General features: G+C 71.5%; 14 protein-coding genes and 1 pseudogene. 8 read left to right on the forward strand and 7 right to left on the reverse strand.

Features of this window, described 5'->3' with window-relative positions; all coding sequences use genetic code 11:
* From ACFZBD_RS31810 to ACFZBD_RS31825, 4 genes are all read left to right on the forward strand, one after another.
* Positions 1-1,347, forward strand: a complete 1,347-nt coding sequence (locus ACFZBD_RS31810) for an ABC transporter permease subunit (protein WP_391146449.1) — start codon at positions 1-3, stop codon at positions 1,345-1,347.
* 65 nt (positions 1,348-1,412) lie between these two features.
* Positions 1,413-2,216, forward strand: coding sequence for an ABC transporter permease subunit (locus ACFZBD_RS31815; protein WP_391146498.1), 804 nt, complete (start codon positions 1,413-1,415; stop codon positions 2,214-2,216).
* A gap of 54 nt (positions 2,217-2,270) precedes the next feature.
* Entirely contained in the window at positions 2,271-3,005 is a 735-nt protein-coding gene (locus ACFZBD_RS31820; RefSeq protein WP_391146451.1) for an ATP-binding cassette domain-containing protein, read from the forward strand.
* Between the two features lie 348 nt (positions 3,006-3,353).
* Positions 3,354-4,496: a glycosyltransferase 87 family protein gene (locus ACFZBD_RS31825; RefSeq protein WP_391146501.1), complete on the forward strand. Its 1,143-nt coding sequence runs from the start codon at positions 3,354-3,356 to the stop codon at positions 4,494-4,496.
* A 97-nt stretch (positions 4,497-4,593) separates the two neighbouring features.
* Here the strand turns inward: ACFZBD_RS31825 and ACFZBD_RS31830 are convergent, their stop codons facing one another.
* On the reverse strand, positions 4,594-9,558 hold the full coding sequence (locus ACFZBD_RS31830; RefSeq protein WP_391146454.1) for an NAD-glutamate dehydrogenase domain-containing protein: 4,965 nt from the start codon (positions 9,556-9,558) through the stop codon (positions 4,594-4,596).
* Positions 9,559-9,982: 424 nt separating this feature from the next.
* Between ACFZBD_RS31830 and ACFZBD_RS31835 the strand changes: the two genes are divergently transcribed.
* Positions 9,983-10,555: a DJ-1/PfpI/YhbO family deglycase/protease gene (locus ACFZBD_RS31835; RefSeq protein ID WP_391146457.1), complete on the forward strand. Its 573-nt coding sequence runs from the start codon at positions 9,983-9,985 to the stop codon at positions 10,553-10,555.
* 98 nt (positions 10,556-10,653) lie between these two features.
* Here ACFZBD_RS31835 and ACFZBD_RS31840 read toward each other — a convergent pair whose 3' ends face one another.
* The 3 genes from ACFZBD_RS31840 to ACFZBD_RS31850 all read right to left on the reverse strand — a co-directional run bounded on the left by ACFZBD_RS31840 (position 10,654) and on the right by ACFZBD_RS31850 (position 12,586).
* Positions 10,654-10,791 carry a hypothetical protein gene (locus tag ACFZBD_RS31840; protein ID WP_391146460.1) on the reverse strand — a complete coding sequence of 46 codons (138 nt, stop codon included), beginning with the start codon at positions 10,789-10,791 and terminating at the stop codon, positions 10,654-10,656.
* A 500-nt stretch (positions 10,792-11,291) separates the two neighbouring features.
* The gene (locus tag ACFZBD_RS31845; RefSeq protein WP_391146463.1) at positions 11,292-11,966 is read right to left on the reverse strand and encodes an HAD family hydrolase; all 675 of its coding nucleotides are present in this window, start codon (positions 11,964-11,966) and stop codon (positions 11,292-11,294) included.
* Between the two features lie 113 nt (positions 11,967-12,079).
* Positions 12,080-12,586 (reverse strand): DUF6912 family protein, encoded by a 507-nt coding sequence (locus tag ACFZBD_RS31850; protein WP_391146464.1) that lies wholly within the window; start codon positions 12,584-12,586, stop codon positions 12,080-12,082.
* Between the two features lie 386 nt (positions 12,587-12,972).
* On the opposite strand from ACFZBD_RS31850, the pseudogene ACFZBD_RS31855 reads away from it, so the two are divergent.
* Positions 12,973-13,440, forward strand: a pseudogene (locus ACFZBD_RS31855) (Rv3235 family protein); the annotation flags it as partial.
* Between the two features lie 223 nt (positions 13,441-13,663).
* On the opposite strand, the gene secA reads toward ACFZBD_RS31855, so the two are convergent.
* Positions 13,664-16,480 carry a preprotein translocase subunit SecA gene (gene secA / locus ACFZBD_RS31860; RefSeq protein ID WP_391146466.1) on the reverse strand — a complete coding sequence of 939 codons (2,817 nt, stop codon included), beginning with the start codon at positions 16,478-16,480 and terminating at the stop codon, positions 13,664-13,666.
* A 239-nt stretch (positions 16,481-16,719) separates the two neighbouring features.
* Here secA and ACFZBD_RS31865 point away from each other — a divergent pair, with 239 nt between their 5' ends.
* Entirely contained in the window at positions 16,720-17,301 is a 582-nt protein-coding gene (locus tag ACFZBD_RS31865; RefSeq protein ID WP_391146468.1) for a GNAT family N-acetyltransferase, read from the forward strand.
* Between the two features lie 81 nt (positions 17,302-17,382).
* A complete protein-coding gene (locus ACFZBD_RS31870) occupies positions 17,383-18,576 on the forward strand; it encodes a DNA glycosylase AlkZ-like family protein (protein ID WP_391146471.1) in 1,194 nt (397 codons plus the stop codon).
* A gap of 102 nt (positions 18,577-18,678) precedes the next feature.
* On the opposite strand, the gene ACFZBD_RS31875 is transcribed toward ACFZBD_RS31870, so the two are convergent.
* Both ACFZBD_RS31875 and hpf read right to left on the reverse strand, forming a co-directional pair.
* Entirely contained in the window at positions 18,679-19,434 is a 756-nt protein-coding gene (locus ACFZBD_RS31875; RefSeq protein WP_391146474.1) for a response regulator, read from the reverse strand.
* Positions 19,435-19,638: 204 nt separating this feature from the next.
* The gene (gene hpf / locus ACFZBD_RS31880; protein WP_391146503.1) at positions 19,639-20,319 is read right to left on the reverse strand and encodes a ribosome hibernation-promoting factor, HPF/YfiA family; all 681 of its coding nucleotides are present in this window, start codon (positions 20,317-20,319) and stop codon (positions 19,639-19,641) included.
* Positions 20,320-20,358: the final 39 nt, after the last annotated feature.

Raw genomic sequence — 20,358 nt, forward strand, 5'->3', positions numbered from 1 at the left:
ATGGCTTCGGTGCCGCGCACGGCGGGGCACGGCACGCCCCGCACACCGCACAAGAGCGTCACCGGCACCCGTAAGGCAGTGGCGGCGGGGTTCCTCCTCCCCGCCCTGCTGCTGCTCGGTGCGCTCGTCGTCTACCCGATCGGGTACTCCGTCCAGCGGTCGTTCTTCGACAAGTCCGGGGAGTCCTTCGCCGGCCTCGGCAACTACGTCGAACTCTTCACCGACGACACGATCCTCACGGCGGTCAGGAACAACGCGATCTGGGTGGTCTTCGCCCCGGCCGTGGCGACCGCGCTCGGGCTGATCTTCGCGGTGCTGACCGAGCGGGTGCGCTGGGGCACGGCGTTCAAGCTGATCGTCTTCATGCCGATGGCGATCTCGATGCTCGCCGCCGGGATCATCTTCCGGCTCGTCTACGAACAGGATCCGGACCGCGGGGTCGCCAACGCCGTCTGGGTGGGCGTGCACGACACCTTCGCCGAGTCGTCCGTCTTCCCCCGGGCCCGTCCCCTGCCGGTTCATCCGCTGGAGGCGGCGGGCGGCGGGGCGTTCGTGACGAAGAGCCCCGTCCGCGCGGGCGAGGCGGTTCGGCTCCCGCTGATCGGTGTCCCGCCGGCGCAGATGCCGCCGGACGCGCGCCCGGCGCGCCCCGCCGAGCCCGCGCCGGCGGACGGCGGGATCAGCGGCACGGCGTGGCTGGACTTCACCCGGGGCGGGGGCGGGAAGCCGAACGTCGTCGATCCGCAGGAGCTCGGTCTCCAGGGGTTGCGGATCGAGGCGGTGAAGGACGGCCGGGTGGTCGCGAGCACCACGGCCGGCGCCGACGGGCGGTTCGCCCTCCCGGCCGCCGCCGACGGCGCCGTCCTGCGACTGCCGGCGGGCAACTTCCGGGAGCAGTACAACGGCGTCGAGTGGCTCGGCCCCTCGCTCGTCACCCCTGCCGTCATCGGCAGTTACGTGTGGATGTGGGCCGGGTTCGCGATGATGCTGATCGCCGCGGGGCTCGCGAGCGTCCCGCGTGAACTCCTCGAAGCGGCCCGCGTCGACGGGGCGAACGAATGGCAGGTCTTCCGCCGCATCACCGTGCCGCTCCTGGCGCCGGTCCTCGCCGTGGTCGTGGTCACCCTGATGATCAACGTTCTGAAGGTCTTCGACCTGGTGTTCATCATCGCCCCGGGTTCGGCGCAGGACGACGCGAACGTCCTCGCGCTCCAGCTGTACCGGTCGTCGTTCGGCACGGACGCGGATCTCGGGGTGGGCTCCGCCATCGCGGTCCTGTTGCTCCTGCTGGTGATCCCGGTGATGGCGTTCAACATCCGCCGCATGCGAAGGGAGACCCGCCGGTGACCGCGTCGGATCGAGACGGGGGCGTCCTGGGCGCACGGCTCGCCGCCCGGACCGCCGGGGGTGCGATGCGGGTCTTCCTGGTCCTCGTCGGGCTCTTCTGGCTCATGCCCACGGTCGGCCTGCTGCTGTCGTCGCTGCGCGGTCCGTCCGACATCAGCGAGAGCGGCTGGTGGAAGGTCTTCACCACCCCGGCGCAGCTCACGACGGAGAACTACGCCGACCTCCTGGCCAACGAGACGATCACGGGCTCGCTCGTCTCCACGGTCCTGATCACCGTCCCGGCGACGGTCCTCGTGGTCGTGATCGGCTCGCTCGCCGGGTACGCCTTCGCCTGGCTGGACTTCCCGGGCCGGGACTGGTGGTTCCTGGTGGTGGTCGGGCTCCTAGTGGTGCCGGTCCAGGTCGCGCTCGTGCCGGTCTCGAAGCTCTTCGGCACGATCGGGATCTTCGAGACGACGCTCGGGGTCGTCCTCTTCCACACGGCGTTCGGGCTGCCGTTCGCGATCTTCCTGCTGCGGAACTTCTTCGCGGAGATCCCCAAGGAGCTGCTGGAAGCGGCCCGTCTCGACGGGGCGGGTGAGCTGCGACTCTTCACCCGGGTGGTGCTGCCGCTGGGCGGGCCGGCGATCGCCTCCCTGGGGATCTTCCAGTTCCTGTGGGTGTGGAACGACATGCTGGTGGCGCTGATCTTCGCGGACTCCGACTCGCCGCCGATCACGGTGGCGCTGCAGCAGCAGGTGCGGCAGTTCGGGAACAACATCGACGTGCTGGCACCGGGCGCGTTCGTGTCGATGGTGATCCCGCTGGCGGTCTTCTTCGCCTTCCAGCGCCAGTTCGTCTCGGGCGTGATGGCGGGAGCGGTGAAGTAGCGGGCGGGGGGGCGCCGGGGAGCCAGCCCCGAACGCGGTGAGCCCGACAGGCGAGTGATCCGAAGGGCGCGCCGGGGGAACAGCCCCGAACGCGCGGAGCCCCCGAGGAACGAGGGGGCGAGCACGTACGGGGCTGTGAGCCCGGCTCGAAGCGCCCGGAGGGGAACCGAGCCCCGAAAAAAGAGGGGCGAGGCGATTGGCCTGATCGGTTCGAACGGATCCGGGAAATCCACCCTCCTCAAGGCGGTGGCGGGCCTGCTGCCCGTCTCCGAGGGCACGATCTACACCCAGGGCCGTCCCTCCCTCCTCGGTGTCGACGCGGCGCTGATGAGCGATCTGACCGGGGAGCGCAACGTGATCCTCGGCGGGCTCGCCATGGGGATGAGCCGCGCCGAGATCGACGCCCGCTACGCCGGGATCGTGGAGTTCTCCGGGATCGACGAGAACGGCGACTTCGTCTCGCTCCCCATGCGGACGTACTCCTCCGGCATGGGCGCCCGCCTCCGCTTCTCCATCGCGGCGGCCAGGAGCCACGACGTCCTGCTCATCGACGAGGCGCTGGCGACCGGCGACGCGCGGTTCCGCCGCCGCAGCCGGCAGCGGATCGAGGAGCTGCGGGCCGAGGCGGGGACCGTCTTCCTGGTCAGCCACTCCCTCTCGACCGTCACCGAGACCTGCGACCGGGCGCTGTGGCTGGAGGCGGGGGCGCTGCGCCGGGACGGACCGGCGGCGGAGGTGGTGGCCGCGTACGAGGAGTTCACCAGGACGGGGGGACAAAAGGGGAGATAACCCACCGAAGCGCCATAGAGTGCAGTTCCGATGACGACGCATCGAGAGTCCACCCCAGCGCCCCCGCCCGGCAGCGCCACCGGCGACCCGGGTCCGGCCCCCGCGCCCGTCGACGGGGCCGGGGGCGGGCCCGCCTCCGGCACCACGACCGCGACCGGGACCAGCCCCGTGATCGGCCCCGCGACCGACCGGGACAGGCGGCCGGCACGGTCCGGGTGCGCACCCCCGCCCCCCGGGCTCACCGGCTCGCCCTTCGAGTCGGAGACGTTCACGGCGGCCACCTTCGTCGCGGTCGGCCGCGGCCCGTGGATCGCCCTGGCCGTCCTCTGGCTCGTCACCCGCGCCGGCATGCTCCTGCTCCTGCTGCGCGACAGCCTCGGCGTCGGCGGCGTGGGCCGCGAGGTGTACGTCCTCTACCAGCACTGGTACGGGCAGTTCGCCCGGGGCACCTTCCCGGTGGACGACTCCACCTGGCAGTACCCGCCGGGCGCCGGGCTCGTCATCATGTCGCCCGGCGTGCTGCCCTGGCTGACGTACTTCCAGGCCTTCGTCGGCCTCACCCTCCTCGCCGACGCCGCCGTGGCCCTCGCCCTCGCCCGCGCCGACAGCCACCGCCTCACCCACGGCGCCTGGGTCTGGGTCTGCGGCCTGCCCCTGCTCCTCCACCTCCCCCTCGCGCGGTACGACGTGCAGGTCACCGCCGTCGCGGTCCTCGCCCTCCTCGCGATGAAGTCCCGGTTCGCCGCCGGCCGGGTCCTCGGCGGCGCGCTCGCCGCCGTCGGCGCGCTGGTCAAGGTGTGGCCGGTGCTCACGCTGATCGGCACTCCCCGGGGCCGTACCACCCGCGAGACCTGGATCGCCGCCGCGACCACCGCCGCCGCGCTGCTCGCCACCCTGGCGTTCTGCTTCTCCGACTCCCTCGGCTTTCTGCGCCAGCAGGGCGGCCGGGGCGTGCAGATCGAGTCGCTCGGCGGCACCGCCCTGGCGCTGGGCCGGGCGGCGGGTGTCTGGCCGGGGACGGTGGAGTACCGCTTCGGGGCGTTCGAGTACGTCGGCCCGTACGTCTCCAGCATCGGCCGGCTCGCCCTGCTCCTGACGGTTCTGGCCTTCGTCTGGCTGCTGCTGTGGCGGCTGCGGGCCCGCACCTGGACGGTGGCGACGCCGCTGGACGCGGCCCTGGCGGCGGTGCTGCTCTTCACCGTCACCAGCAGGGTGATCAGCCCCCAGTACATGGTCTGGCTGCTCGGCCTGGTCGCCGTCTGCCTCACCTGCCGGGAGACCGTGATGCGCCCGGTGGCGCTGCTCCTGCTGCCGGCCGCGGCGCTCAGCTCGCTTGCCTACCCCGTCCTGTACGACGAGGTGGTGACGGGCACCGAGCGGGGCGTGGCCGTCATGGTGGCCCGCAACGCTCTGCTGCTCCTGGCGGCGCTGGTGGCCGCACGGCGGCTGTGGACCGCGTCGGTCGCCGTCCGCCAGGACGACGACGTGTGAGACCGGCCGGCCCCCCACCACGGGGCGCCCCACCGCGCGACGAAGGGCCCCGCCGGAAACCCGACGGGGCCCTTCGTCACGTCCGGCGGCGCCGGTCTCAGCTGTGCGTGCGCAGCAGCTGGCGCATCGTCCGCATGGCCACCGACAGGTTGGCCAGGTCGAACGTCTCCGAGCCCTGGATCTCCTCCAGCGTCGACCGCGCACGGCCGAGGATCGCCGCGTTCCGCTCCTCCCAGGCCTTGAACCGGTCCTCCGGCGTCGAGGTGCCGTTGCCCGCCGCCAGCACGTCGGCCGTGAGGGCGGCGTGCGCGGCGAAGAGGTCCTCGCGGATGGAGGCGCGGGCCATCGACTGCCAGCGGTCCTCACGCGGCAGCTCGATGATCCGGTCCATGAGCTGGGTGATCCGCAGCCGGTCGGCCAGGTCGTAGTAGACCTCGGCGACCGCCATCGGGTCCTTGTCCGTACGGTCCGCGATCGCGACGATGTCGAGCGTCGGGAAGGCGGAGGAGAATCCGGCGACCCGCAGGGCCAGCTCCTCCGGGACGCCCTCGCCGGTCAGCTCCTGGAGGATCGACTGGTACCACTCCAGGTCCGCGCCGCGCAGCAGCTGCGGCAGCTCGCCCCAGACCTGCTCGACGCGCTCGCCGAAGAAGCCGATGGTCTCGGCGAGCCGCAGCGGCTGCGGCCGGTTGCCCAGCAGCCAGCGCGTGCCGCGCTCGACCAGACGACGGGAGTGGAGCCGCATCCGGGTCTGGACGTCGGCCGGGACGCGGTTGTCGAGGGCCTCGACGGCGTCCCAGACCTCGCCGAGCCGGAAGATGGAGCGGGCGGCGGTCTGCGCGCGGACGATCTCCTCGATCGACGCGCCGGTCTCCTCGCGGAGGCGGTGCAGGAAGGTCGAGCCACCGCTGTTGACGGTGTCGTTGACCAGGATCGTGGTGATGATCTCCCGGCGCAGCGCGTGGGCGTCGATCGCCTCGGGGAACTTCTCACGCAGCAGCGTCGGGAAGTACTCGTGGAGCAGTTCGCGCAGGTAGACGTCGTCGGGCAGCTCGGTGTGGATCAGCTCGTCGGCCACCGTGATCTTGGTGTACGCGAGGAGGACGGCGAGCTCCGGCTGGCTCAGGCCGCGCTCGGTGTTGAGCAGTTCGCGGATCTGCCGGTCCTGCGGCAGGAACTCCAGCGCGCGGTCGAGGTGCCCGTCGCGGCCCAGCCGGCGCATGAAGCGCTGGTGGGCGTGGAGCAGGGACGGCGACTGGGCGACGGCGTTGGCCAGGGCCACGTTCTGCGCGTAGTTGTTGCGCAGGACGAGCGCGCCGACCTCGTCGGTCATCTCCGCGAGGATGGCGTTGCGCTGCTTGACGGTCATGTCGCCTTCGGTGACGAGACCGTTGAGCAGGATCTTGATGTTGACCTCGTGGTCGGAGGTGTCCACACCGGCGCTGTTGTCGATGGCGTCGGTGTTGACCTTGCCGCCCTCGCCCTCGGGGCCGCCCTTGCGGGCGAACTCGATGCGGCCGAGCTGGGTCAGACCGAGGTTGCCGCCCTCGCCGACGACCTTGACCCGCAGGTCCTCGCCGTTGACGCGGATGGCGTCGTTGGCCTTGTCGCCGACGTCGGCGTGGGTCTCGGCGGACGACTTGACGTACGTACCGATGCCGCCGTTCCACAGCAGGTCGACGGGGGCGTGGAGGATCGCCCGCATCAGCTCGGCCGGGGTCATCTTGGTGACGCCGGCCTCGATGCCGAGGGCCGCGCGGGTCTGCGCGTTGACCGGGATCGACTTGGCGGACCGGGGGTGGATCCCGCCGCCCGCGGAGAGGGCGTTCGTGTCGTACTCGGCCCAGGAGCTGCGCGGCAGCTCGAAGAGGCGGCGCCGCTCGGCGTACGAGACGGCCGCGTCCGGGTTCGGGTCGATGAAGATGTGCCGGTGGTCGAAGGCGGCGACGAGCCGGATGTGCTCGGAGAGCAGCATGCCGTTGCCGAAGACGTCGCCGGACATGTCGCCGACGCCGACGACGGTGAAGTCCTCGGTCTGGGTGTCGTGGCCCAGCTCGCGGAAGTGCCGCTTGACGGACTCCCAGGCGCCGCGGGCGGTGATGCCCATGCCCTTGTGGTCGTAGCCGGCCGAGCCGCCGGAGGCGAAGGCGTCGCCGAGCCAGAAGCCGTAGGAGACGGCGACCTCGTTGGCGATGTCGGAGAAGGTCGCGGTGCCCTTGTCGGCGGCGACGACGAGGTAGGTGTCGTCCTCGTCGTGGCGGACCACGTCGACCGGCGGGACGACCTCGCCGGCGACGAGGTTGTCGGTGATGTCCAGGAGCGCCGAGATGAAGGTCTTGTAGCTCGCGATGCCCTCGGCCAGCCAGGCGTCACGGTCCACGGACGGGTCCGGGAGCTGCTTGGCGACGAAGCCGCCCTTGGCGCCGACGGGCACGATGACGGTGTTCTTGACCATCTGCGCCTTGACCAGGCCGAGGATCTCCGTACGGAAGTCCTCGCGCCGGTCGGACCAGCGCAGACCACCGCGGGCGACCTTGCCGAAGCGCAGGTGGACGCCCTCGACGCGCGGGGAGTACACCCAGATCTCGAACGCCGGGCGGGGGGCGGGAAGGTCGGGGATCGCCTGCGGGTCGAACTTCATCGACACGTACGCGTGCGGCCTGCCGTCCTCGGCCTTCTGGAAGAAGTTGGTGCGCAGGGTGGCCTTGATGACGGTGAGGAAGGAGCGGAGGATCCGGTCCTCGTCGAGGGAGGCGACCTGGTCGAGGGCGCCGTCCAGCTCCTCCAGGAGCCCGTCGGTCAGCTCGGTGCCGGCGCGCTGGCGCTCCGGGGCCATCCGGGCCTCGAAGAGGGAGACGAGCAGCCGGGTGGTGTGGACGTTGTCGCGGAGGGTGTCCTCCATGTAGTCCTGGCTGAACATCGCGCCGGCCTGGCGGAGGTACTTCGCGTAGGCGCGCAGCACCATCGCCTGGCGCCAGTTCAGGCCGGCGGAGAGCACCAGCGCGTTGAAGCCGTCGTTCTCGGCCTCGCCGGTCCAGGTGGCGGCGAACGCCTCCTGGAACCGCTCGCGGGCGTCGTCGGCGAGGTGGTCGCCGTTGGAGGACGGCATCCGCAGGCCGAAGTCGTAGACCCAGGCGTGGGTGCGGTCGGCGCAGCGCAGCTCGTACGGGCGCTCGTCGACGACCTCGACGCCGAGCCGGTTGAGGACCGGCAGGACGGCGGAGAGGGAGACCTGGGGGCCCGACTTGTAGATCTTGAAGCGGCGCTCGCCGGGGCCGGCGCCGACCGGCTCGTACAGCGAGAGCGCGAAGTCCTTGCCGCTGCGGCCGAGCTCCTCCAGGCGGACCAGGTCGGCGACGGCGGCGCGCGGCGAGTGGTCGGCCTTGTAGCCCTCGGGGAAGGCGTTGCCGTAGCGGCGCAGCAGCTCGGCGGCGCGCTCCTCGCCGAGCTCGGCGTTGAGGGCCTCGCCGAAGCCGTCGGCCCAGGAGCGGGCGGCCTCGACGAGCCGTGCCTCGATGCGGTCGGCGTCGGCGTCGGTCAGCTTGGCGAGTTCGGTGCCGGGCTCGACGCGGACGACGAAGTGGAGGCGGGAGAGGATCGACTCGGTGTTCCAGGCGGTGAAGTCGACGCTGGTGCCGTCGAGCTCCTCCTTGAGGATGTCGATGATCCGCAGCCGGACGCCGGTGGTGTAGCGGTCGCGCGGCAGGTAGACGAGGGCGGAGTAGTAGCGCCCGTACTCGTCCTGGCGGAGGTAGAGCCGCAGACGTCGCCGCTCCTGGAGGTACAGGACGCTGGTGACGATGGACCGGAGCTGGTCGACCGGGGTCTGGAACAGCTCGTCGCGCGGGTAGGTCTCCAGGATCTGGAGCAGGTCGCGGCCGTCGTGGCTGTTGGGCGAGAAGCCGGCGCCGACCAGGACCTCCTGCACCTTGCGGCTGACCACCGGCACGCGGCGCACGGACTCGGTGTAGGCGGCGGAGGAGAAGAGGCCGAGGAAGCGGCGCTCGCCGATGACGTTGCCCTCGGCGTCGAACTTCTTCACGCCGACGTAGTCGAGGTAGGAGGGGCGGTGCACGGTGGAGCGGCTGTTGGCCTTGGTGAGGATCAGCAGCTTGTGCTCGCGCGCCTTGGCGCGGGCGTCGGCGGGGAGCCGGCTGAAGGAGGGCGAGACCGGGTGGGCGTGGTGGTCGTCCTTGCCGCTGTGGTGCGGGTCGGAGCGCAGGATGCCGAGGCCGGTGCCGGGGACGGCGGACAGGGCGTCGCCGTCGACGAGCTCGTACTCGCGGTAGCCGAGGAAGGTGAAGTGGTCGGCGGCGAGCCAGCGGAGCAGTTCGCGGGCCTCCTCGACCTCGGTGGGGCGCAGGTCGGAGGCCATGGGCTCGGCGGGGAGGCCGTCGGCGATGCGCATCGCGGCGTCGCGCATCTTCTCCCAGTCCTCGACCGTCTCGCGGACGTCGGACAGGACGCGCAGCAGGTCGGCGGTGATCTGCTTGAGGTCGGCGCGGTCGGTCTCCCGGTCGATCTCGACGTGGATCCAGGACTCGACGAGCGCGTCGTGCGGGAGCTCGGCCTTCGCCGCCCCGCCGTTCTCGGCGGTCAGCACCTCGATGAGCTTGCCGGTGAGGTCGCGGCGGACGAGGACCTGCGGGTGGATCACGACGTGGATGCCGCGGCCCTGGCGGGAGAGCTCGTTGGTCACGGAGTCCACGAGGAACGGCATGTCGTCGGTGACGACCTCGACGACGGAGTGGCTGCAGGTCCAGCCGTTCTCCTCGACCGTCGGGGTGTGGACGCGGACGTTGGCGGTGCCCTGGGGGCGGTTCTCGGCCAGCCGGTAGTGCGAGAGCGCGGCGCCGAAGACGTCCACCGGGTCGCGGTCGGCGAGGTCCTCGGGCGCGGTGTGCCGGTAGTAGCGCTGGAGGTAGTCGAGGAGAGTGTCCCGGTCGGGCCTCTCCCCGTGCTCGGGCCCCGTCGGAAGTCGCCCCCCGACCGGGCTGTTCTCAGCTACGCGGGCGGCCCTCTCGAGGAGCTCGGCCTTGGCTTCGTCCAGCTTGGTCTGCATGTCCTCTGGCTCCTGTCGCGCGCCGTTGCGTGACGTAGGTGAAAGAAAGGACACAACGCCACGACGCGGGGTTTCCGGTCGAAGTCGACGTTATGCCGTGATGAGAGATGTCCGGACCGGATTCGGCCACAGTGCGCGGCGGGCTCGGACGGGAAGGACCGGCGAACGCCCTGTCGGCCCGGCCGCTGTCGCGGACCGGGCGGAGGCCGGGGGCTTCGCTGCCCCCTCGGCGTATCGCGCTGATCACGGCAAAAGCCTATCGCTCCCTACCCCCGGCCCGTCATGAGCCGTATGTGTACAAAAGAGGGGGTGGAAGTTTGCCGTTATGGACAGCGACGCATGTCCTCTTGGCAGAGCTCCGCGACGCGAGCAGTCTGGCGGCGGCACTTCTGAGCGTCGGACACCACCACCGGATCCGGGAGTCGTGATGGCGAAGATCTTGATCGTGACGGGGGACGCGGCGGAATCCCTGGAGGTGATGTACCCGTATCAGCGGCTGCTCGAAGAAGGGTACGAGGTCCACATCGCGGCGCCGGCGCGGAAGCAGCTGCGGTTCGTCGTGCACGACTTCGAGCCCGGCTTCGACACGTACACCGAGAAGCCCGGCTACACCTGGCCCGCCGACCTGGCCTTCTCGGAGGTGGATCCGGGCGACTACGTGGCGGTGGTGATCCCGGGCGGCCGGGCGCCGGAGTACCTCCGCAACGATCCGGAGCTGCGGAAGATCCTGAAGTCCTTCTTCGACGCGGACAAGCCGGTGGCCCAGATCTGCCACGGCCCGCTCCTGACGGCCGCGATCGGCGGCCTGGAGGGCCGCAGGGTGACGGCTTACCCGGCCCTGGAACTCGACATGCAGGCGGCGGGTGCCGGCTTCCAGGACACGGCCGCGGTCGTCGACGGCACCCTGGTCTCCTCCCGCGCCTGGCCGGACCACCCGACCTGGATGCGCGAGTTCCTCAAGGTCCTCCGCGCCCAGGGACTGACCGGCCGGGACTGACCGGCCGGGCCGGGAGGGAGCGGGGGACGCACCGCGCGTACGGGTGGCACGGACGGGGCCTGCCGGGGGCACCGGCGAACCCCGCCCGCGCCGCGTGCTCACCGCCGGACGTGCACGGTCACCCGCAGCCCTTCCCGGCCGGCCACGGCCACACCGACCGCGCCCACGGCCACGGCCACCTCACCGTGCCCGGCCAGCGCGAGCACGACCGCGACGACCCCCGCCAGCAGACCCACGCAGGCCGTGAACCACGCCAGAGCACGGCTGCCACGTCGGGGCCGGTCTGAGATACCGTCGACAGAAGCCAAGGGAACCACTCTCCTCGCAACAGGGGGGACCCCTTCGGCAGGCGAGGGAGATCCGGAGAGGCCAGCCGCCAAGCAAGGGCCTTTCCGGGTCTCCCTTCGCCGCGTTCGGGGGCCGTGGGATGCGGGGTGCATCCGTGAAGGGAACATAGGCCCGAGGAAAGAGAAGACCGGGCCGTTATCAGCCACTTCCGGTCAACCAGCCTTCGTCGTACGTGCGTTGCGCCGCCTGACCGGACGTCAGCATGCATCTGAAGCCTATCGGGCCCCACCCCCCACCCGTCATGAGCTGGATGTGTACAAAACCGAGGGGCCGATTTTGACGTTCTGTACGGCGACGAGCGCCGGTTTGGAAAAACAGGGGACTTGACGCCGGGCTGCAGACCCTCCCGAGCGAGTGAACGGGGCACGCCAAAGGCGAAAAAGGCCCCCTAGACCAGCTCCTCCGCCACCTCCACCGCCTCCGTGAGCGAGTCGACGACCGGCACTCCGACGGATTCCAGGCTGGCGCGGCTGTGCGACCCCCCGGTGTACAGCACGGCCTTGGCGCCGACGTGCGCCGCCGCCAGGGCGTCGTCCGCCGCGTCGCCGATGACGACGATCCGCTCCGGCTCGACGCCCTCCAGCGCGGCGAGGTGGCGCACCATCTGGGCGGCCTTGCCGACCGTCGACGCGCCGGTCCGCCCGTCGACGCGCACGAACCGAGCCTCGATCCCGTGCCGCCGGACCAGCGGCACCAGCTCCGCGTGCGGGGCGAGCGAGAGCAGGGACTGGGTGAACCCCGACGCCTGTCGCGCGGCGAGCAGCTCCGCCGCCCCGGCCGTCAGACCGCAGCCGTCGGCCCGCTGCCAGTAATGCCGGTGGAAGATGCCGTCCATCAGCGCCCACTCGGTCTCGGTGGGCAGCCGCCCCATCAGCCGCTCGTAGAACTTCGGCACCGGCACCGTGTACAGGTCCCGGTAGCGCGCGAGCGTGATCGGCGGGAGCCCCAGCTCGGCGAAGGCCGCGTTCGTGGCCCCGATGACGGCCTGGATGTCGTCGAGCAGCGTGCCGTTCCAGTCCCAGACCAGATGCTTGCCGCGCCGCTGCGTCCCGTGCTTCCCCATGCGAAGACGGTACCGGCCCCCTCGGACAACCGCCCCGGGCCGGCCGGGCACGACCTGCGTACGGGCGCCGGCCGGTCGGGCCCGACGTGCGTACGGCCGCCGGCCGCTCCGCGTCAGCCCAGCAGGCCCGGGATCTCCTGGACGCCGAACCAGAGCAGCTCGTGGTCCTCCGCCCCGTCCACCGTGAACTGCGCGTCGTCGTCACCCTGATCCGCCGCGCCCAGCGCGTCGGCGGCGGCCGAGACGTCCGCCTCGGCGTCGTCCGCGTCGGCGTGCACCGCCGCCGCCTTCGTCAGCGGTACGGCTCCGGCGATCCGGACCTCGCCGAGCGAGCCGGTGTCCAGGCCCCGGTCGGGGTCGACGGCGGCGTCCTGGTCCGCCACGTCGACGGCCACGACGATCCGGCGGCGGGCGGCCGAGGGGTCCACGGCGAGCATGCGCAGGGAGGCGGCCGCCGCCCGGCTGAGCGCGGCGTACTCCAGCTCCTCGATGTCGTCGGAGACGTACCACTCGCGCAGCGCGGGGGTGACGGCGTAGGCGGTCAGCGGGCTCGGGCCCAGCTCGCCCGCCTTGTGCGCCTGTGCGAGACCGGCAAGGGTCAGGGGGACGTACACGCGCATGGCTGGCCGCTTTCGTAGTCGGAAACGCCCTCAGGATACGTGCGGAGTCCCCCTTCGGGGCCTGGGGGCCGCCCGCCCGGCGGTCGTCGGCCGCCGCTCCGCGGCCCCCGCGCCCACCGGCTCCGGACGCCCTCGACTCACCCGGATAGGTGAATCGAGGGCGCGGGCCCACGCACCTCCGGGGCGCCTTGCGAGGGCCGTGACCGCCCCCGTACAAGATCCCCAACAGAAGTTACCGCCCGGTAGACCAGCGGGCGCGAGGGACGGGGACGCCCATGGACACGACCGCCACCACGACGGCCCGCGCGCCGCGCACCACGGTGCCCGCCGCCCCGGAGCGGGACTCGGTCCCGGCGACGGACCGGGACGGGACCCCGGGCCCGCTCGTGGGGCCGAGGACCGGTGCGGCGCCCTCCGGCACGGCCACCCGCCCCCGTACGCCCCGCCCCCGCTCCGCCCCGCGCGGCCCCGCCGGCACGGGCCCGAGGGGGTCCGCCGGGACCCGCCCCGCCGGCCCGTCCCGCCCCCGTACGGCGCCGCCCGCCCTCCCGCCGCACACCGTGTTCGCCGAGCGCCTCCTCGCGGTCCTCACCGGCGACCGGCCCGTCCACTGGATGCTGGGCCGGACGGTGGGCGTGGCGTACGAGCAGCTGGTCCGGCTCGCTCCGGGTACGCCCTTGCGGTCCGGCGGCGCCCGCCCCGTGCTCCGGCGCTGCTCCGTCCACCAGCCCCGCCCGGGGGCCGTCGAGGCGTTCGCGAGCATCGCCACCGGCGACCGGGTCCGCGCCCTGGCGTTCCGCCTGGAGCGCGGCGCGGACGGCCGCTGGCGCTGCGCCGCCGTGGAGGTGGACGGTCTGACGGGCGGCGGCCTTCCCGCCGCCCTTCCCGACCGCCTCCCCGACCCCGTTCCCGAGGGGGCCGCTGCCCGTGTCCCCGCCCAGGCGTCCCGGCGCCCCTGACGCCCGCCACGGCCCCGCACGGCCCGCCACACGGCCCGCCCGGGACCGCCCCGGGCACGACGAAGGGGCCGGTCACCTCACCAGGTGCCCGGCCCCTTCTCCGTACCGTCGCGTACCGCTACTTCTTGCGGCGACGCCCGCCGCTGCTCTTCTGCGCCTTGCGGCGCTCCGCGCGGGTCATGCCGTCACCCGAGGCCGAAGCGCCCTCGGAGATGAAGTCGCCCTCGACGACCGACCCGTCCCCGTCCACCTTCGGCGCGGAGAAGTGCAGCCGGTCCGGCCGCTGCGGGGCGTCGAGCCCCTTGGCGCGGATCTCCGGCCGCCCGGCGCCCGCGGGCACCGCGTCCTGCTTGTCCAGCGAGGTCTTCCCGGCCGCGTCTTGCACCGGGACCTCCTCGACCTGCTGCTCGACCTGGACCTCCAGGTTGAACAGGTAACCGACGGACTCCTCCTTGATGCCCTCCATCATGGCGGTGAACATGTCGAAGCCCTCGCGCTGGTACTCGACCAGCGGGTCCTTCTGGGCCATCGCGCGCAGGCCGATGCCCTCCTGGAGGTAGTCCATCTCGTAGAGGTGCTCGCGCCACTTGCGGTCGAGCACGGAGAGGACCACGCGGCGCTCCAGCTCACGCATGATCTCCGAGCCGAGCGACTTCTCCCGGGCCTCGTACTGCTCGTGGATGTCGTCCTTGACGGACTCGGCGATGAACTCGGCGGTGATGCCCGCGCGGTCGCCGGCCGCCTCCTCCAGCTCCTCGACGGTGACCTTCACCGGGTAGAGCTGCTTGAAGGCGTTCCACAGCCGGTCGAGGTCCCACTCCTCCGCGAAGCCGTCGGCGGTCTCCTGGCGGATGTAGTCGTCGATCGTGTCGTTCATGAAGTGCTGGATCTGCTCGTGCAGGTCCTCGCCCTCCAGGACGCGGCGACGCTCGCCGTAGATGACCTCGCGCTGGCGGTTGAGGACCTCGTCGTACTTCAGGACGTTCTTGCGCGTCTCGAAGTTCTGGGTCTCCACCTGCGACTGCGCGGAGGCGATCGCGCGCGTGACCATCTTGTTCTCGATCGGCACGTCGTCCGGCACGTTGGCCATGGCCATGACGCGCTCGACCATCTGCGCCTTGAACAGACGCATCAGGTCGTCGCCGAGGGAGAGGTAGAACCGGGACTCGCCCGGGTCGCCCTGACGGCCGGAACGACCCCGCAGCTGGTTGTCGATACGGCGGGACTCGTGGCGCTCGGTGCCCAGGACGTAGAGCCCGCCGAGCGACTTGACCTCCTCGAACTCCGCCTTCACGGCCTTCTCGGCCCGCTCCAGCGCGCCGGGCAGGGCCGCGGCCCACTCCTCGACGTGCTCGACCGGGTCCAGGCCGGCCTGGCGCAGCTCGGCCTCGGCGAGGTCGTCCGGGTTGCCGCCGAGCTTGATGTCGGTGCCTCGGCCGGCCATGTTCGTGGCGACCGTGACGGCGCCCTTGCGGCCGGCCTGGGCGACGATCGTCGCCTCACGGTCGTGCTGCTTGGCGTTGAGCACCTCGTGCTGGATGCCCCGCTTCGAGAGCTGCTGCGAGAGGTACTCGGACTTCTCGACCGACGTCGTGCCGACGAGGATCGGCTGGCCCTTCTCGTGCTTCTCCGCGATGTCGTCGACGACGGCGGCGAACTTCGCGACCTCGGTGCGGTAGATCAGGTCGGACTGGTCCTTGCGGACCATCGGCCTGTTCGTCGGGATCGGGACGACGCCGAGCTTGTAGATCTGGTGGAACTCCGCCGCCTCGGTCATGGCCGTACCGGTCATGCCCGAGAGCTTGTCGTAGAGGCGGAAGAAGTTCTGGAGGGTGATCGTGGCGAGGGTCTGGTTCTCGTCCTTGATGTCCACCCCCTCCTTGGCCTCGATCGCCTGGTGCATGCCCTCGTTGTAGCGGCGGCCGGCGAGGATACGGCCGGTGTGCTCGTCGACGATCATGACTTCGCCGTCGATGACGACGTAGTCCTTGTCCTTCTTGAACAGTTCCTTGGCCTTGATGGCGTTGTTCAGATAACCGACGAGCGGGGTGTTCACCGACTCGTAGAGGTTGTCGATGCCCAGCCAGTCCTCGACCTTGGCGACGCCGGACTCGTGGATGCCGACGGTGCGCTTCTTCTCGTCGACTTCGTAGTCGCCGGTCTCCTCGATGCCCTTGAGCGGGTTGCCGGCCTCGCCGCGGGTGAGGCGGGTGACCAGCTTGGCGAAGTCGCCGTACCACTTCGTGGCCTGGTCGGCCGGGCCGGAGATGATCAGCGGCGTACGGGCCTCGTCGACCAGGATGGAGTCGACCTCGTCGACACAGGCGAAGTTGTGGCCGCGCTGGACGAGCTCGTCCTTGGACCACGCCATGTTGTCGCGCAGGTAGTCGAAGCCGAATTCGTTGTTCGTGCCGTACGTGATGTCGCAGGCGTACTGCTCTCGGCGCTGGGCCGGCGTCATGTTGGCCAGGATGCAGCCGACCTGGAGGCCCAGGAACTTGTGGACGCGGCCCATCATCTCGGAGTCGCGCTCGGCGAGGTAGTCGTTCACCGTGATCAGGTGGACGCCCTTGCCTGAGAGCGCGTTCAGATACGCGGGGAGGGTGCCGACGAGGGTCTTGCCCTCACCGGTCTTCATCTCGGCGACATAGCCGAGGTGCAGCGCGGCGCCGCCCATCAGCTGGACGTCGTAGTGGCGCTGGCCGAGGACGCGCTTGGCGGCCTCGCGGACGGTCGCGAAGGCCTCGGGGAGCAGGTCGTCGAGGCTCTCGCCGTCGGCGTACCGCTGCTTGTACTCCTCGGTGAGCGCCCGCAACTCGGCGTCGGAGAGGTTGACGAAGTCCTCTTCGATGGAGTTGACCTGGTCCGCGATGCGGTGCAGTTTGCGCAGGATCTTGCCTTCGCCTGCACGCATGAGCTTGTTGAAGACGGACACTGAGGCTGGTCTCCTTGCCGGTCGGGCCTGGCACTGGGTCTTGTCATGACTCGGGCGCGGGCACGGCAGGTGGTCCCCACCGCAACGGCCATCGTAAGCGAGACCGCCGCCGCGCCGGGAGGCCCGCAGTGCCGAAGGGTCACCGCCGCCCGGAAAGACAACGCACCAGACGCGCGGAAGGTGCCGCGACGACCCGAAAAGTGTTCGCGCCACGGCGGTCGGGTCACCACAATCCCGGCATGGAGCCGATCACCCTCGCCACCCCGCGTCTGGCGCTGCGCGCCTTCGCCCCCGAGGACGGGGACGAGGTCCTCGCCGCCTGTCAGGACCCTGACATCCAGCGCTGGACGTCGGTGCCCTCCCCGTACACGCGGCAGGACGCCGAGTACTTCCTGCACCGCGTCGTCCCGCACGGCTGGCGGGACGACACCGAGTACACCTTCGCCGTACGGCTCCGGGAGGGCGGCCCGATCCTGGCCGCCGCCAGCCTCCACCACCCGCGCTCCGGCTCGTGGGAGGTCGGCTTCTGGACCGCCAAGGAGCACCGCGGCCGCGGCTACATGACCGAGACCCTCCTCGCCCTGGCCCGCTGGGCCTTCACCGAGCTGCACTGCACGCGTCTGGAGTGGCGCGCCGAGGTCGGCAACGCCGGCTCCCGCGCGGTCGCCGAGAAGACCGGCTTCACCGTCGAGGGCGTGCTCCGCGCCGCCCTGCCGAACAAGGGCACCCTGCGCGACAGCTGGGTCGGCTCCCTGCTCCCCTCCGACCTGGGTCTGCGCGGCGCCACGCCCTATCTGCCGGCCCCGCGCGCCGATGCCTGACCGCCGCGACCCGGGGGCGGGGGCGGGTCGTCCGAGGCCGGGCCGGGCCGGGTGTCAGTGGCGGGCCCTAGGGTGCGGAGCATGACGACTGTGCCGCCGCCCGCTGTCGAACTGTCCGCCGACGACGCCCGCCGGATCGCCCTGCGCGCCCAAGGCCTGCTGGGAGCGCCGGACCGCCGCTCCGGCGTGCGGGGCGTGCTGCGCCACCTCGGCCAGGTGCAGCTCGACACGATCTCGGTCCTGGCCCGCTCGCACGAGCTGATCCCGTACGCCCGTCTCGGCGCCGTGGGCCGTACGGTCGTCGAGGAGGCGTACTGGTCCGGTACGACGGCCGCCGGCGCGGACGGACCGCGTCCGCACGCCTTCGAGTACTGGTCGCACGCGGCCTGCATCCTGCCGATCGAGGAGTGGCCGCTCTTCGCCTTCCGCCGGCGCGGCTACCGCGCGCGCCCGCAGTGGTACCACGAGCTGGCGGACGGGGCGTACGACGCGGTGATCGGGCAGCTGCGGGCCGAGGGCCCGCGCACCGCGACCGAGCTGGGCGGGGCGAAGAACAAGGGCGAGTGGTGGGACTGGTCCGAGTCGAAGGTGGCCGTCGAGCGGGCGCTGATGTACGGCGAGGTGGTGTGCACCGAGCGGCGCGGCTGGAAGCGGGTCTACGACCTGGCGGAGCGCGCGATCCCGGGGGAGCTGCTGCACGACGACCTCGATGACACGGAGTGCCTGCGGCGGCTGGTGCGGCAGGCGGGCGAGGCGCTGGGCGTGGGCACGCGCGCGGACATCGCCGACTACCACCGGATCAAGGGCGAGGCGTTCGACGCGGTGGTCGAGTCCTCCGGGCTGGTGCCGGTCACGGTGGCGGGCTGGGCGAAGCCCGCCTGGGCCGATCCGGCCGCCCTGGCGAGCGAGCCGCGCGGGCGGCACCGCACGACGCTGCTCTCGCCGTTCGACTCGCTGATCTGGGAGCGGGCGCGGACGGAGCGAATCTTCGGGTTCACCCATCGCCTGGAGGCGTACGTCCCCAAGCAGAAGCGGGTGCACGGCTATTTCGCGATGCCGCTGCTCTCCGGCGGCAGGCTCCTGGGCCGGGTCGACCCGGCGCGCGACGGCAGGACACTGGTGGCGAAGCAGGTGTCCCTGGTGGCGCCGAAGGCGGTCGTCCCGATGGCGAAGGCGTTGCGCGAGGCGGCCGAGTGGGTGGGCTGCGACAGCGTACGGATCGAGCGGGCGGACACTCCCGGCCTGGCCGCCCGGCTCACCGCCGCCCTCGCGTGACCGGCGGCCGCGCGTGACCACCGTCCTCGCGTGACCGACGGCCTCGGGTGACCACCGTCCTCGCGTGACCGACGACCGCGCGTGCCGACGCCCTGCCGCGGCCTATCGGATCTCGAGGATCTTCTCGCGCATGGCGTAGACGACCGCTTCCATCCGGGAGTGCAGCTGGAGCTTCTCCAGGATGTTGCGGACGTGGTTCTTCACCGTGTTCTCGGAGATGAACAGTTCCTTGGCGATGTCCCGGTTGTTCATGCCGGTCGCCACGAGCTTGAGGACTTCCAGCTCCCGGTCGGTCAGCCGGGGCGCGGGAACGAGCCGGCGCTCGTCCGTGCGCTGGATCATCGATTTGAACTCGGTGAGGAGTTTCGACGCCATGGAGGGGCTGATCTGCGACTGGCCGTCGGCGACCGCGCGAATGGCGGTGGCGACCTCGTCGGTGGAGATCTCCTTCAGGAGATATCCCGTCGCGCCCGCCTTGATGGCGTCGTAGAGGTCGGCCTCCTCGTCGCTGATCGTCAGCATGATGATCTTCGCGGAGGGGGCCACCTCCTTGATGGAGGTGCAGGCCTCGATCCCGCCGCGCTTGGGCATGCGGACGTCCATCAGCACGATGTCCGGCAGCAGGTCGGCGGCCTTGTCGACGGCCTCGGCCCCGTCCCCCGCCTCGCCGACGACCTGGATGTCCTCCTCCTGGGCGAGGACGATCTCCAGACCGCGCCGGAAGAGGGCGTGATCGTCCACCACGAGAACTCGGATCGGCTCCTTGCGGCACGAGCCGCTGTCCGAATCCGATCCCTCGGTACCGGCCGCGCGAGCGGGCTCCCGCCCGCTGTGCACCGGCCCGAAGCTGTCCGCCATCGTTCCTCCCCCTGAGGCCGTGGCCTGAAGTCGTGTTCGGTCCTCCAACCGCACTCCTTGAAGGACCGGTTGGCGTGCACGCCATGATTTCATGCCCGGGCGTCAGCGCGGTGATCCCGTGGTCGCACGGGGGTGCCCCTGGGGGCGCACGGGGCGCTCCAGGGGCACCATGAGGGACTCGTCAGCGTGGTGCGCGGCGGCCGTTCAGCCGCCGAGGGCACCACCGGCGCCGCCGCCTTCGGCGAGCGGGTCGCTCTCCAGGTGGATGACGCCGTAGTCGTACGCGTGTCGCCGGTAGACGACACTCGGCTGCTTGTTGTCGGAGTCGACGAAGAGATAGAAGTCGTGCCCGACCAGCTCCATCTCGTAGAGCGCCTGATCGAGTGTCATCGGTGCGGCCCGGTGGGTCTTCTCGCGGACCACCAGCGGGCCGTCGCCCTGCACTTCGAGCGAGCCGATCATCTTGGTGGGCACGGCCCCGGACTCCTCGCCCACCAGCTCGCCGTTGCCGTTCAGCTGCGCGACGCCCGGCACCACGTCGCCCACCTCGGCCGCCGGAATCCTTCCGCTGCCGCGACGGGTGTGCCGCTTGTCGTGCTGCTTGCGCAGTCGAGCCTCCAGCTTGTCGCTGGCGAGGTCGAGCGCTGCGTACGGGTCGCCTGCCGCGGCCTCCGCCCGGATCACCGGGCCTCGGGAGTGGAGGGTGATCTCCACACGGTCGGACCGGTCGGCCTGCCGCGGGTTGTGCTCCTTGGACACCTCGACGTCGAGGCTGATCACCTTGCCGTCGAGCTTCTGGATCCTGTCCAGCTTCAGCTTCTCGGCCACGTGCTTGCGGAACCGCTCGGGCACCTCGGTCTTGCGGCCCTTGACGACGATGTCCACGCAGAACTCCGTTCCCGGATAGCCCAGACCGGCACCCTG

Origin of the sequence: Streptomyces sp. NPDC008121, assembly GCF_042957155.1 — a bacterium.
In the GTDB taxonomy this organism is placed as follows: domain Bacteria; phylum Actinomycetota; class Actinomycetes; order Streptomycetales; family Streptomycetaceae; genus Streptomyces.